Source organism: Streptomyces sp. NPDC059743, from assembly GCF_042732975.1.
Lineage (GTDB): Bacteria > Actinomycetota > Actinomycetes > Streptomycetales > Streptomycetaceae > Streptomyces.
In genome coordinates, this window is the sequence record NZ_JBHWGS010000018.1 from 77,223 (window position 1) to 90,579 (window position 13,357).

Here is a 13,357-nt window from a genome sequence, read left to right on the forward strand (position 1 = left end):
CCTCAAGACTCTGCGCGGCGAGTGCGTGGTGCTGTTCCTGCCCGGCTCCGATCCGTCGGGCCCCCCCCCGGGGGGGGGCCGCCGCGCGTGGCCCCGGCGGGGGCCCCCGCGCCCGGCGGGGGCGGCGGGGCCCGCGACAACGAGCACACCCCCCGGGTGACCTCCAGGTGCCCCGCGCTGCCCAGCCCGACGACAACGCGCCGGCGCGAGCCGTAGCTGAAAACCGTGGTCATCGGGGCGTTGAGGCGGTGCCCGGCGAGTACCGGCTGAGCATGCCTGCGGGCGTCAGAGATCAACTGGAGTCATTCCCAGGTAGTCCAGGAGGAAGCCGAGGTGGTCCGTGAGAAAGCCGGCCGTCCGGGCGTGATTCTCGCTCGCACAGACGGTCGCCACTTCCTGGCTCGTCAGCATGACGCCGAACTGCTCGTTGCGCTCCAGGAGCTTCTGACGCGAGATCTCCTCCAGGATTTCGGAGACACGGACCCACTGCTCTTCATCCAGCCCGGCGTCGCGGGCAGTCTGGAAGCGACCGAGGAGGTGCCGGGTCTCGTCCGCGATCGTTCGGTCAGCGACCGCGAGAACCTCGCGGTCCACGTGGCTGGAAGAGTCCAGCAGGTTCTTCGCGGAGCGGATACCGAAGTAGAGCCCCAAGCCTCCGCCCTCGGACAGGTCGACCGCGATGGCACCGAGCTCGTCATCCCGGTAGCTCAGCCGCAGCTCGGTGAGCGCGGCTCCCTCCTTCAGGTTTCCGAGTTCCGCGATCGCCGGCGGGGGTGTGGCGGATTCGATGAGGAGGAACAGGTCGTGCAGCTGGGCGTAGTGCCGGAGCTCGTCGGAAGCGAAGCTCAGCTTGGTGTAGGTGCTCTTCAGCGGAGAGGGAGCGACCGCCCCGCGGCCCAGCGGCGCGACTTCTTCGGCCACTTCGGCGATCATGCTGGCCACGGTGGTGTGCCGGGGACCGTAGACCCCGCTGCCGGTCCACTCCTTGAACATCTGGTGGCCGACCCAGACCTTGTCGGAGCCGGTGTTCCGGGCGCTCGAACCGAAGTAGCGCAGGGCGATCTCGTGCTCCGCAGCCCAGTACGGGGCGCTCATGCGCAGCGCCTGCTGAATCGTTCCCATGGGACCTCCGTGGTTGTGGTGATTGAAAGCGCTGCCTGGATGGGAGGCGGCGCGTTCGGGATACGCTCGAACGGGAGATGACCGAAGGCGTTGGCGGCGACGTCGAGCAGTTCTGCGAGAGGCAGATGCGACTCGGCGACGTGCCGGGAGACGCCGCGGCACTCCAGGACGTAGCGCAGCATCGGGGCCCGCTTCTGGTGAGCGGGCGGGCAGGCTGGGCGTATGACCGGCGGTATTACGCCCACCGGCGGGAGGGGCCTGGCTGACGGGGGCAGTGCGCGATCCAGGGCACCCTTGTGTAGGGCGAGTTCGGGCGGGTTGCTGGCGCGTCAGTCACGGCGAGCTACCACCAGCTTCCTGATGCCGGCTGCGCCGCGAGGTCCGGCAGCAGGCTGGCGCCTCTCCCTCATGGGGGCGGGCGGGGGACCACGACGCCGCTGAGCTCCGGCCCGGGAATGCCGATGACCGACAGGACGGTGACCGGCCGGCGGTCTGTGGACTTCGCGGTCACACCGTCACCTCCACCCGGTTGTAGGCGTCACCTGCGGCGTGGAGTTCGGCGCGTATCCGGCCGTAGGTGTCGTCGACGAACGTGAGCTCCTCATGCGTCAGTGGCGCTCCGAGGCAGGAGTAGTTCTCGCGGATCTGCTCGGCAGTGGTGAACCCGACGATCACCGCCGTGTGGTCGGCCTGCTGGAGGCTGTACCGCAGGGCGACGCGGACAAGGTCCTGCGGATGGCGGCCGAAGCGTTCGCGCAGCGTCTCCAGGCCGCGGTCGATGATCTCGAGACCGGGATTCGTGAACCACCGCTTGTGCCGTCGGTGGTCGCCCGGGCCGAAGACGACGGGGGCACCCGGGTGGTACTTGCCGGTCAACAGCCCTTGAGCAAGGGGCTCGGTGAGCATCAGCGAGACCCCGTGGCGTGCCGTGAAGCTGAAGAGGTCCTCGCCGTCGACCAGAGTCGGCGGACTCAGCGGGTTGCACCGGGTCCAGAGCACGTCGGGACGCAGCAGACGGAAGATCTTGGCGAACCGGGCACTGCGCACGTCCGCGGCGTCCTTTCGGTCCGAAGCCAAAGGGTGAGGTCCGCGCATGCCGATGGCTTTGATGTACTCGGCGTCGCGAAGTGCGTGCATCTGGTTGATGGCGACATGCAGATAGTCGTCGTCGTCCCCGAAATCGAGGGTGTGAAGGAAGTAGGCGTCCAGGTATTCGACGCCCAGGTTCTCCATGCTCTGCTCGAACTGGTGGCGGAGTTTGGGGCCTGCGTACGGGTGAGGTGCTGTGCCTCGCACCCATCCGATCTTGCTGGCGATGTGCACGGACTCCCTGTCGACCTCTTTGAGGAGCTGTCCCAGCAGCCTCTCGGAGTGGCCGTGCCCGAACACGTCGGCTGTATCGAAGAAGTTGGCGCCGTGCTCTACCGCGGTCCGTAGGCCGTCGAGCGACTGCGCGTCGTCGACGGAGCCCCAGCCGACTGGATGGCCCGAGTTGACCGTCGGGCCTCCGATCGCCCAACAGCCCACTCCGAGCGGGTTGACAGTCAGCCCGGGCGCGATGTGCCGCGGCTTGAGATCGAGGGCGGTCATCGTGAGCTGTTCTCCTGGAGCGCAATGGCGAACACCGCGACCACCGCCTTGCCGCCGGCCGTGGTCGGTTCGGCGAACCACTCCTCGGTCAGTCGCGCAACGATGTCGAGCCCGCGGCCGTTCTCGTCGGACTTCCGCGCAGACTTGACGGCCACCGCAGAGCAGTTCGCACCAGCGTCGAACACCCGCACCGTGGCCCGGTCCTGGTTCACCTCCAGCAGGAGGGCCCCGATGCCCGGGGTGTGCCGGAGGGCGTTGGCGACCAACTCGTCCACGACAAGGACCATGTCGTCGACCGTTGCCGGGTCGGCCCTTCCATCCAGCACCGTGCGGATCTGAGTACGCGCGGCCTTGGTGGGCCACTCGCTCACGCTGAGGTCGAGACGGTGCTGTTCGGGCGCGTGGTCGAGATGACCAGACGGTTTCAGCGCAGCCGATAGAGGTGGCACCATCGTCTCCCTGCACGTGCGGTGACCGCCAGTGGGCCGAGCCCGTCAGCGGAGGGCCCGGTGAAGGCCCGCTTCCACGGTGAAGGAATCCCGATGGCGTCGGTACGCCATTGGGTTGCCACTCCACTGCCATTTCGTCTGGCGGCTGGAGCAGTCGAGACGGCCCATTTGAGGTGAAGCGTGCACTTTGCCGGAATGGGAGGGAACGGGGCCCTCGTCGACAAGTGGCAGAGAAGTGGCAGACGAATGGCGTACCGACGCCATACGGATCCGGCGAACGTAGATGCCAGCCGCCCTCTGCGAGCTGACGCATGAGCAGCTCGCCGAGGGCGGCATCGAACGGACGCCCGCTTGGGCGGACCGCGCATTGACCCCTTCCTCAGCCGGAGGCTGCTGTGCCCTTACCTTCCACGTCCGTGTCGCGAAGGCCCCCCACCCGGTGCGACACCATCGTCATCGGTGCCGGCCCCGCGGGGCTCCTCGCCGCGATCCGCGCGGGGACTCCGGCCGGCGGCGTCGTCGTCCTGGACCAGGGCGACGACATCGACGGACGCATCCGGGCCCGCGAGTTGGGCCAGGACGAGAAGCGCACCATCACCTCGGGGTTCGGCGGGGCCGGCATGTTCAGCGACGGCAAGCTGTGCCTGTCCCACCGCATCGGCTCGACCATCTCCCACCGCTTCCCCCCTCACGAGGTCGAAGCACGGCAGTACGCGATCGACGAGCTCTTCCGCGGCGGCGAGGACGCCCCCCTGCACGGCGTCGACGATTCCACGGCCGCCGAGCTGGCCGAACTGGCCGCAGCCCACGATCTCGAGTACTTGCACTACCCCGTCCGCCACGTCGGCAGCGACCAGCTCATGCGGATGACCTCCGCCCTGCGACAGCACGTCGAAGCCGTAGCTCCCGTGCTCTGCGGGATCCGCTGCACCGACGTGCGGCCTTCGCCCGTAGCCGGCCACCGCTGGGAGGTCTGGGTCACCGGAGCCGACTGGACAGAGCCAATGCCGCTCTACGCGGACAACGTCGTGCTCGCCCCCGGAAAGATCGGCGCGGCCTGGCTGCGCGCCTTGGGCGCCACCCTGGGACTGCCCCGCAAGAGCGCCCAACCCAAGCTCGGCTTCCGCCTGGAAGGCCCGCGCGAGTTCCTGGACCTGCTGCTGAAGGTCGCCACCGACCCCAAGGTCATCTGGAAGCCCGGCGCAGGTGCCGAGGTGCGCACGCACTGCGTCTGCTTCGGAGGGGACGTCGTCCCGGCTCAGTACCAAGACCTCACCCTGGTCGGCGGCCACTCCACCAGCGACCACGGGCACGACCGCAGCAATACCGCGGTGCTGGCCACCGCCGGCGACGGATTCCCCTTGAGCACCGAGTACGTACGCGACCTCGTCACCCGGATAAACACCAGCACCGGAGGCCGGGTCATGGCCCAGACGCTCGGTGACTTCCTGGCCGGCCGCCCCACCACCGGGACCGTCACCGATGCTGCGTCCGGCTTCGTCCCCAGCATCCCTGACGCCGCCACCGGGAACCTCGCAGACCTCTTCCCCCAGCCGATCGTGAGCCTGCTGCGCGACTACCTCCAGCGTCTCGCCCGGCTGTGCCCGCAGGCCCTGGGCCCTCGCAACATGCTGTACGGGCCGGCCGTCGAGCGCTGGGCAGACCGCTTCGAGGTCGACGACGACATGCAGGCTCCGGGCTATCCCGGTCTGTACCTGGTCGGTGACGGACCCGGCCTCACCGGAGGGATCATCGGCGCCGCCGACTCCGGCTGGCTCGCCGGTGACGCAATCGCCGCCCGCCGCAGCGTCACCGCCTGACTCCCCCGGCCTTCTCTCAAGGACTCCAGCATGTTGCCCTCCCCTCGCACAGCCCGCCCGAAGTGGCTGACTTCCGACGAGGCCCCTCTGTGGGGCCCAAGCACCTTCTCGCCCGAAGCCTGGACGTACACGCTCTCGCGTGAGGAGTCCGCCGAAGTCATCGACGCGCTCACCGTTGCGCAGAACCGACTCCGTGACCGCGACATGCTCACCGACCGCGACATCAACCGCCAGGACTTCCCTCTCGGCCACGTCGGCTCGATCCTGGAAACGATCTCCAGCGAAGTGTCCGACGGCCGCGGCTTCGCCGTGCTGCGCGGGCTACCCGTCGACCGGCTCGATGAGCGCCAGAACGCGCTGCTTCTGCGCGGACTGGCCACCTACCTGGGACCCATCGCCACCCAGAGCCGGGACGGACAGCTCATCCGACATGTCCGCGCGACCGGACGCGCCTTGGGCGACGGAACCGTGCGCGGCCATCAGACCGCCGACCGCCTGTGGTTCCACACTGACGGCGCCGACGCTGCAGCCCTTCTGTGCCTGACCGCGTCCGAGACCGGCGGCCTCTCCCGTCTCGCCTCGGCCGGCACCGTGCACAACCAGATGCTGAACGCCTCCTCGACGTGGACCGCCGAGCTGTACCGGCCGTTCCACTTCCACATGGCCGGCGGAAACGTGCCCGGCCTGCCCCCCACGTTCATATCGCCAGTCTTCTCGCTCCACCGCGGCCGCTTCTCCACCCGCTACGTCCGACACACGCTGCTGGAGACCCCCACCTTCACCGAGGTTCCGCTCCCACGGGATGCGATGGCCGCCTTCGACCTCCTGGAAGAACTCGCCGACGAGAACAGCGTCGACATGGAACTGCGGGCCGGGGATCTCCAGCTGGTCAACAACCACACCGTCCTCCACTCCCGCACCGCCTACCGCGATCCGCGCCCTCCCGCAAAGCCCCGTCACCTGCTCCGGTCGTGGATCACCTTCCCCCACTACCGCGGCCGCCGGGCCGGAGAGGCCGACGAGTACCTCCGCTTCGGGTGGCTCACCGATCCCCAGCAGCAGCAGCTCGCCACCTCCTGGAAGCCGCCGGCCAATCCCGCGCCGACCACCGCCTCATGAGCCCGCAGCTGTCGTCGGCGCAGTGGCGGGCGGACATCGTCGGCAAGCTGCACCGCACCGCGCGCCAGAGACCCGACCACCCCGCTGTGATCGACCGCCACGGCACGACGAGCTTCCGTTCCCTCTACCTGGCAGCCGCTCGGCAGGCGCAAGACCTGGAAGGCCACCCGGAGCACAGCGCGGGCGTCGCCGTACTGCGTGCCGCGCCCAGCGCCGCGTTTTTCATCCAGGTGTGCGCCGCCCTCATGGCGGGCCGTACACCCCTGCTCCTACCCGCTCGTGTTCCCGAAGCCAAAGTGCTGCACGACGTGCAGACAGCACGAAGAGCCGGCTGCCGGCCGTGGAAGGCGGTCCTGGCCGTTTCAGGTCACCGCCAGGTCCCGGTCCTGACGCACGGCGAATCGCCCGCCGCGCCGCGCAAGGCCCGCGCTCTGGGCATGCGGGCGGGCGGCCGCGCTCTGTTCGCCGCCCCCATGCACCTGAACGGACCGTTCGAGTTCGCCCTTCGACAGCTCCTCCTCGGCGGCTGCATCATCCTTGCTCCCCGCTTCACGCCCGAACAGTGGCTGCACTACGCCGGTGCGTACAAGGCGGACTGGGCGTTCCTCGTTCCGTCACAGATCCAGCAGGTCTGGAACGACTCAACGCCGCCCCGAGAGCTCCGCACCGCCTGCTCCTCGCTGCGCCTGCTCCTGCACTCCTCGGCCCCGTGTCCGCCCCCGCTGCGCCAGCGCCTGGCCGACGTCCTGGGGGCCGAGCGCGTCGCGGAGTACTACGGGACCACCCTGTACGACGGAACCCTCAGCCCCTACGCCTCTCCCGGCCCCGGCGGGCCTCCACTGCCCGACTCCGAGCTGCGGGTCGTCGACGCCAGCCGCTGGCCCATCGCGACCGGCGCCCAGGGAGTCATCGAAGGCCGCAGCCGGGCCGGGCTCATCTCCCACCGCACCGACCAGCCGTGCACCGGCCGGTCTGAATGGCAGAGCGTCGGCGACATCGGCAGGCGGATCGGGGACACCGACCGCATCGAGGTCACCGACGTGGCCGTTCCCGGCCGCGCCATCGTGGCGGGCATCAAGGTCGCCCTGGCCGAGACCCACGACACCCTGATCGCGCACCCCGCCGTCCGGACATGCGAAATCCGCATCAGCCCCCACGGCCGGTTCGGATCCGTTCTGTCCGCCGTCGTGCACACCGAGGACCCGACCCTCACCTCATCGGATCTGCGCACCTGGTGCGCCCGGCGGCTGACACCCCCTCAGCGCCCTCATGCCATCGAGCTGCGTCGGGACACAGCTCACGATCACACGACCCTGCGAGAAGGACATGCCCGACTGTGACCTGTGCCAGGCCATCAACCCGGACGTCGACGACTGCACTCTGCAACGCCATCTCCACGCCGGCCAGCAGCGCGTCGTCGCCGCGAACACGGGCGCGGCGGCGGTGCCGACCATAGGCGCCTTCGTCCCCGGCTACCTGCTTGTGGTGCCCACCACCCATGTCTTGTCCCTCGGACGGCTGAGCGACAACGAACTCGAGGAGGTGGAGGACCTGGCCCACGACCTCGCCGACCGACTTCACCAGGTATACCGGCGCCCGATCCTCACCTTCGAGTACGGCCTCAATCTCCCCGCCGGGCGGCGCATCAGCCACGGCCATCTGCACATGCTCCCCAGCACCGCCGATCTCGGTGAATGGCTCGCGGCACGCGTCTCGGGATACGAAATCGCCAGCTACGCCCAGGTCCCCCGGGGCGCTGACACCTCCTACATCACCGTCCGGGACCAGACCGGCACCCTGACGTGCTACCCCATTCCTAACGATGCCTTCCCCCGGATCCGTTTGCGCCAGGTCGTGGCCCAGCTTGATCCGCAGATCGAGGCCGCGGCGTGGGACTGGCAGGCAAACCCGTTCCCCGAGCTGATCCGGACCACCGTCGACGACCTCACCACTGTGAAGCCGGCGGTGTCTCGGGCCACGGCATACGGGGCCGGGACGCCAGGATGAGCAGTGAACTCGACTTCGCGAGCCTGTGGCGGCGCATCGCTGCAGACCATCCGGAGCGCCTCGCCCTCATCCATGGCAACACCACGGTGACGTGGCGCCAGTTCGACGCGCAGGCCGCCACGCTGGCCGCGCACCTCCGAAGTCGCGGCATCGACCGCGGAGACGTTGCCGCACTGGCATTACCGAACCGGCCGGAGCATCTGGTCTGCCTTGCCGCCTGCCTGCGCATCGGCGTCGTACCCGCCAACGTCAACTACCGCTACCGGGCCCGTGAACTTGACGGCCTCCTCGCCATGCTCACGCCGAGCGTCGTCTTCCTTGCGTCAGAGCAGCTCACGGAGATGTCGTCCGCCCGTGCCGGGCTGCCCGGCTGTCGCTCGTGGATTGTCACGGGCCAGCAGGTCTTGCCCGTCTGGGCACAGCCGCTGGAGCACATCCTGCGGGCCGAGAGCGCCTCGGACTCGGACGATCACCGCTCGTCGGCGGACGACACCTTCATCAAGTGCACCGGTGGCACGACCGGGGAACCCGCCGCGATCCGCTGGCGCGTGGGTGACCTCGCGCGCAACGTCAACGCGCACAATCCGTGGTTGCGACGCAACGACACGGGGCCGGCTGGCCAAATCCCGGTTGCGGACGCCCGGTTGGTCGTCGCAAGCCCGCTCATGCATGGTTCGGGGCAGACGCGTGCCCTGGGCGCGCTGTGCGCCGGCGGCACGGTGATCACCGTGCCCCAGCCCGGCCCCTCGGCCATCTGGGACGCCGTCGCCCAGCACCGCGCCGACACCCTCGCCATCGTGGGCGATCCCCTCGCCCGTCCCCTCGCCACGGCCCTTCACCGCCGGCCGGGCCGATGGGACCTCTCCGGCCTGGCCACCATCACCTCCTCGGGTGCCGCATGGAGCCAGCAGGTCAAGCGCAGTCTCCTCGATGTCCTGCCCCACGTACGGCTTATCGAGACGCTCGGCGCCACCGAAGCGACCGGGATCGGCGCCTCCACGGCCACGGCCGACTATGTGCCGGCCACCGGAACTTTCGATCTCGGCGCCCATGCCGTCGTACTGCGAAGCGACGGGACGTGCGCGTCCGTCGGGCAGGACGGCCACCTGGCCGTCGCCGCGCCCCATCCGCTCGGCACACACCCCGGCGGCAGCCTTCCGGCCGAGCGATTTCGCGTCAGCTCCGGAACCACGTATCTGCTGTCCGGAGACCATGCCAAGCTGGTCGGGGATCGCCGCATCGTCCTGCTCGGCCGGAACAGCGAGTGCGTCAACCTCGGCGGGGAGAAGGTCTACCTCCCCGAGATCAGCCGCGTGCTTCAGGACCATCCCGACGTGCAGGACGCCGCCGTCGTGCCGACGGCTCATCCCGTACGCGGACACACCTTGGGCGCACTCCTCCACCTGGCGCCCGGTGGCGAGGTGGAGGACGTACGCCGGTACGCCCGCAGCCAGCTCGCAGACTTCAAAGTTCCCCGCACCATCGTGCGGGTCGCCGCCATCCCGCGCACCGAGGCGGGCAAGCTGGACACTGCCGCCGCCCGTACCCGCCTTGAGCAGGCACAATATGCCGCCGCTCCCGTCAGCGAGGAACTCGTCATCGTCCCCGGAGCCCCCTCTACCAGTCCCAGCATCTGGCAGCGCCTCACCCAGGTCGCCGAGCGCGAGCAGCTCCTCTTAGAGCGCGCTCTTGCGTCCCTGTTCAATGATCCGGCTTTGGACGGCCGGATCGGCAAAGCCCTCGGATACCCCGAGTGGCCCCAGCCGCTCACCCTCCTTCCGGTCCTGGCCCCCGAATTGGTCAACGCCACCGAGGACCTCGCCCTCTACCTGGAGGCGTCCGCCGACGCCACCGCGGAGGTGATCGACGCGGTGGCCAGGCATCGCTGGCCGAGGCTCGACCGGCACGGTCCCTCTGCCACCGATGCGGTCTGGCTGCTGATGCAGCACGCGGATCTCGCGGGCGAGCGCAGAGACGAACTCCTCTACGAAGCAACCCGCAACGTCAGCACCCGGCTCATTGACGGACGGCACCTGGCGCTGCTCGACGACCGTGTCCAGTCCCTCCACGGGCAACCTCAGCGCTACGGCACCTTCGTGCTTGTCCGTGACGAGGAGCCCCGCTTCCTCTACCCGCTCGACGGCTCCTACGCGCAGGTCGACGAACGGCGTCAACTCATCGGGATGCCCCTGCTGCACGAGGACCTCCGTCACGCTTACAGCCCGATCACGCCCTATGGCGCCGGACGGACCACGGCAGGCAATCGCTTCTCGGCCAGGCCGGGACCGGCCCGTCTGCGTACGGCGGCTCCGCACCGGATCCCGCCCAGCGAGCCCGCCCCGCCTGGGGCCGTCCCTGTATATCTCGCGGCCACGCTCCGCCACCGCAATGAAATCCGCCGGCTCCGCGACAGACTGCCCGCGCCGCTGCACTCCACCTCGCGATGGCTCGACCTCGACCCGCTCACCCGGCCCAGCTGCCAGTTCGATGCCGGCATAGCGCTCAACCGACTGGCCGCCCGGCTGTGCCTGGACGACGTCCGCCGCTCCAAGGTGCTCATCGCCCTGGGGTTCAGCAGGCGCAGCGCGGGGCTGAGCGTTGAGATCGGATGCGCGCTGGCCGCCGGCATCCCCGTCATCTACGTGGGCGAGCCGAGCTGCTCCTTCGACATGCTCCCCGAGGTCACCCTCGTGCCCGACGTGGACGCCGCGATCGAGACTGCCCTCACCTTGACGGACGACTGAGCCCGGCGGGTACACCCCGGGACGCACGAAAGGGGCCGGCGCCGCGGACGAATCGCGGCACCGGCCCCTTTCGCGGCGTCGTCCTCAGCCTTGGCGAGGACTCGTAACGGTCGGTGCGGACATAGCCAGGCCGATCATGTCGGCCCAGGCCGCGTCGCCCACGTTGTCCTGGAGCTCCTTGGCCGCGCGCTCCTCGGCCGTCAGCACGCCGAACTCCACCCGTGTGTCGTACGGCAGGAAGTCGAGCGCCAGGCGCCGACCGACGTAGTCCAGCACCGAGGTGGCCTGCCTGATCTCGGGGTCATTGGTCAGGCCCGCGGGCTCGAAGCGCATGCTGACGTACTCGCGGACGAACACCTCCAGCGGTACCTGGTGCCGTAGCCCCTGGGTGATGGTCGTACTGAAGCCGTCCATCAAGCCCGCCAGGGTCGAGCCCTGCTTGGCCATGAAGATCGTGACCGCAGCAGGGCGGCCGTCTTCGGTGCAGGCGACCGTGAGGTAGCCCTTCCCCTCGCCGACGTTGAACGACCGGGTCGTCGACTTCAGACGCCTCGGGGACCGCAGCGGCACCTGGGCGAGGGGGTGCTCCCCGCCCCTGTGCGTGCGCGCCATGCCATCAACGGTTCGGTCCGCCATCGAAATGTGTCCTCTGGGTGGTCGAAATGGGCATAACAGGGCGACACCCACAACCTATGGGCATCTCGCTTTCCGCGACCACAAGATGTGGGATTCCTACCGTAGAGGTGAGGGGTGGTCGGCACCAATCGCGGCGCGCCGAACACGCGCTCTCCGCCCAGCCGTTCGGCAATGGCGCGGTCAGGCCTCCACGAGCCTGGGAAGCGATCGGACGAGAACGTCCGGGTGCTGCTCCCTGAGCTTCAGGAGCCGTTCCAGCACGCGGCGGCGGAAGTCGGGCCGGCCAGACCAGATTGCGCTTCCGGAGTAGGTGTCGCTGCGCGCCCAGTCGCGTTGGCTGCGCCCGTCGTCCTCGCTGGCGCCGAAGAGCGCGTCGTACATGTCGGTGGCCGGGAACGGCGTGAAGAAGTGGTGCTTCTGCTCGTTGTGCGGGAGCAGGGCCAGGTCCTGGACGAGGCGGAACGTGAGGTCGCTGTCTTCGTCGGTCTCGTGCGGAAGGTCGTGGATCCAGCTGGTGAGCTGGACGATGCCGGCGTCCGACAGCATCCGGCAGCCGTCGATCGTGTGCTGGACCGTCGCGTTCTTGGTCATCAGCTCCAGCATCCGGTCGGAGCCCGATTCGCAGCCGACGAAGACCGCGCTGAAGCCGACCTTCCGGAGCCTTTCGAGGTCGATGTGCCCAGAGAGGTTCACGATGTCCTTGGCCCGCATGTTGGCCCGCAACTGGATGCACAGGCCGCGGCGCTCCAGCTCCTCGACGATGCCGATCACACGCTGGGTGTTGGTGGAGAAGTTCGGGTCCATCAGGCTGATCTGGTCCGGCGCGTAGGTCTTCCAGAGCTTCTCGACCTCGTCGACGACTCGCTTCGGCGGCAGCCCCTTCCAGCGGCGCAGGCTGGTCTTGGGCTCGCTGCAGAACCCGCAGGGATGCGGGCAGCCCCAGGACGTGAGGTAGCTCAGGTCCCGGACCCGGTCGGTGTAGTACGAGGTGACCGGAATGAGGGTGTAGTCCAGGGGTGGGACGGCGCTCATGTCCGCCAGGGCGCCGTACGGGGTCTCCAGGATGCGATCCGCCACGGTGCCGTGCAGCGAGATCTCGCGCCTTCCGTCCCGGTAGGCCAGGTTCGGGATGGCGGCGAGCGAGGCAGTATCGGTCAGGCCCCCCGTCCGCTCGGCCAGCTCGGCCAGTGCGACTGCCGCGGCTTCCCCTGGTCCGAGGACGACCACGTCCACCCACCGTTCTCGCAGAATCCCGCGGTAGGCGAGTGAGGCGTGGTAGCCGCCCCACACCAGAGGAACGCCCGGCGCGTGCTCGCGCACCGTGCCGATTGCGTCCAGCACGTTGCCGATGCTCGGGCCCGTCATACACGAAACCCCGACGTAGAGGGCGTCCTTCGCCTCGTCCGCCAGCTTCCTGCGCCAGTCCGGTTCGATCTGGCAGTCGATGATTACCGGTTCGTGCCCGGCAGCCCGCAAGGCGGTGCCGACCGTCAGCACGGACAGCGGGTGCCAGGGGTAGTCGGACTCGCCGGTGGCAAGCGGGTCCACGCCGGCGAACAAGACGATCTTCCCCACTGAAGGTCACACTCCCAGGCCGTAGATGTCAGTCGCCGCTCGACAGCGGCCACAACCAGCCTCGGGTCGCCGCGATGGCGTCGGTACGCCACGCGCCTGCCACTCCACTGCCACTTGCGCGCCCAACCGCAAGCGAGCCGCGGGCGCGTGCTCAGACCCCAGGACCCGTTCGGTTACTCAATCCGTTCGATATCGCCTCGAAGCGACCGGGCTTCCACGCAAATGGCAGTGGAGTGGCAGACGAATGGCGTACCGACGCCACACGTCAAGCGGAACGCTGATCACGGCGGCTACG

11 protein-coding genes are annotated in these 13,357 nt (G+C 69.1%); 5 read left to right on the forward strand and 6 right to left on the reverse strand.

The genetic code is table 11. From position 1 onward, the window contains the following. Positions 1-285: 285 nt before the first annotated feature. The 4 genes from ACFV6H_RS29185 to ACFV6H_RS29200 all read right to left on the reverse strand — a co-directional run bounded on the left by ACFV6H_RS29185 (position 286) and on the right by ACFV6H_RS29200 (position 3,164). Positions 286-1,122, reverse strand: a complete 837-nt coding sequence (locus tag ACFV6H_RS29185; RefSeq protein WP_385547965.1) for a hypothetical protein — start codon at positions 1,120-1,122, stop codon at positions 286-288. Beyond that, positions 1,092-1,304 carry a hypothetical protein gene (locus tag ACFV6H_RS29190; protein ID WP_385547968.1) on the reverse strand — a complete coding sequence of 71 codons (213 nt, stop codon included), beginning with the start codon at positions 1,302-1,304 and terminating at the stop codon, positions 1,092-1,094. Before ACFV6H_RS29190 ends, ACFV6H_RS29185 begins: the two co-directional genes overlap by 31 nt. A gap of 325 nt (positions 1,305-1,629) precedes the next feature. Continuing rightward, positions 1,630-2,712, reverse strand: a complete 1,083-nt coding sequence (locus ACFV6H_RS29195; RefSeq protein WP_385547971.1) for an aldo/keto reductase — start codon at positions 2,710-2,712, stop codon at positions 1,630-1,632. Further along, the gene (locus tag ACFV6H_RS29200) at positions 2,709-3,164 is read right to left on the reverse strand and encodes an ATP-binding protein (protein WP_385547974.1); all 456 of its coding nucleotides are present in this window, start codon (positions 3,162-3,164) and stop codon (positions 2,709-2,711) included. The genes ACFV6H_RS29195 and ACFV6H_RS29200 overlap by 4 nt, the downstream gene beginning before the upstream one ends. Positions 3,165-3,577: 413 nt before the next feature. On the opposite strand from ACFV6H_RS29200, the gene ACFV6H_RS29205 reads away from it, so the two are divergent. From ACFV6H_RS29205 to ACFV6H_RS29225, 5 genes are read left to right on the forward strand one after another with little or no spacing between them, the layout of a single operon-like run. After that, complete coding sequence (locus ACFV6H_RS29205; protein WP_385547977.1) at positions 3,578-4,981, forward strand: FAD-dependent protein; 1,404 nt, start codon at positions 3,578-3,580, stop codon at positions 4,979-4,981. A 30-nt stretch (positions 4,982-5,011) separates the two neighbouring features. Continuing rightward, on the forward strand, positions 5,012-6,100 hold the full coding sequence (locus ACFV6H_RS29210) for a TauD/TfdA family dioxygenase (RefSeq protein ID WP_385547980.1): 1,089 nt from the start codon (positions 5,012-5,014) through the stop codon (positions 6,098-6,100). Next, the gene (locus ACFV6H_RS29215; RefSeq protein ID WP_385547982.1) at positions 6,097-7,440 is read left to right on the forward strand and encodes an AMP-binding protein; all 1,344 of its coding nucleotides are present in this window, start codon (positions 6,097-6,099) and stop codon (positions 7,438-7,440) included. Before ACFV6H_RS29210 ends, ACFV6H_RS29215 begins: the two co-directional genes overlap by 4 nt. Then, on the forward strand, positions 7,427-8,107 hold the full coding sequence (locus ACFV6H_RS29220; protein WP_385547985.1) for an HIT family protein: 681 nt from the start codon (positions 7,427-7,429) through the stop codon (positions 8,105-8,107). The genes ACFV6H_RS29215 and ACFV6H_RS29220 overlap by 14 nt, the downstream gene beginning before the upstream one ends. Beyond that, complete coding sequence (locus tag ACFV6H_RS29225; protein ID WP_385547988.1) at positions 8,104-10,851, forward strand: AMP-binding protein; 2,748 nt, start codon at positions 8,104-8,106, stop codon at positions 10,849-10,851. Before ACFV6H_RS29220 ends, ACFV6H_RS29225 begins: the two co-directional genes overlap by 4 nt. 84 nt (positions 10,852-10,935) lie before the next feature. Here ACFV6H_RS29225 and ACFV6H_RS29230 read toward each other — a convergent pair whose 3' ends face one another. Together ACFV6H_RS29230 and ACFV6H_RS29235 are read right to left on the reverse strand one after the other, a co-directional pair. After that, positions 10,936-11,487, reverse strand: a complete 552-nt coding sequence (locus ACFV6H_RS29230) for a ribonucleoside-diphosphate reductase (protein ID WP_385547991.1) — start codon at positions 11,485-11,487, stop codon at positions 10,936-10,938. Between the two features lie 180 nt (positions 11,488-11,667). Beyond that, the gene (locus tag ACFV6H_RS29235) at positions 11,668-13,062 is read right to left on the reverse strand and encodes a B12-binding domain-containing radical SAM protein (RefSeq protein WP_385547994.1); all 1,395 of its coding nucleotides are present in this window, start codon (positions 13,060-13,062) and stop codon (positions 11,668-11,670) included. Positions 13,063-13,357: the final 295 nt, after the last annotated feature.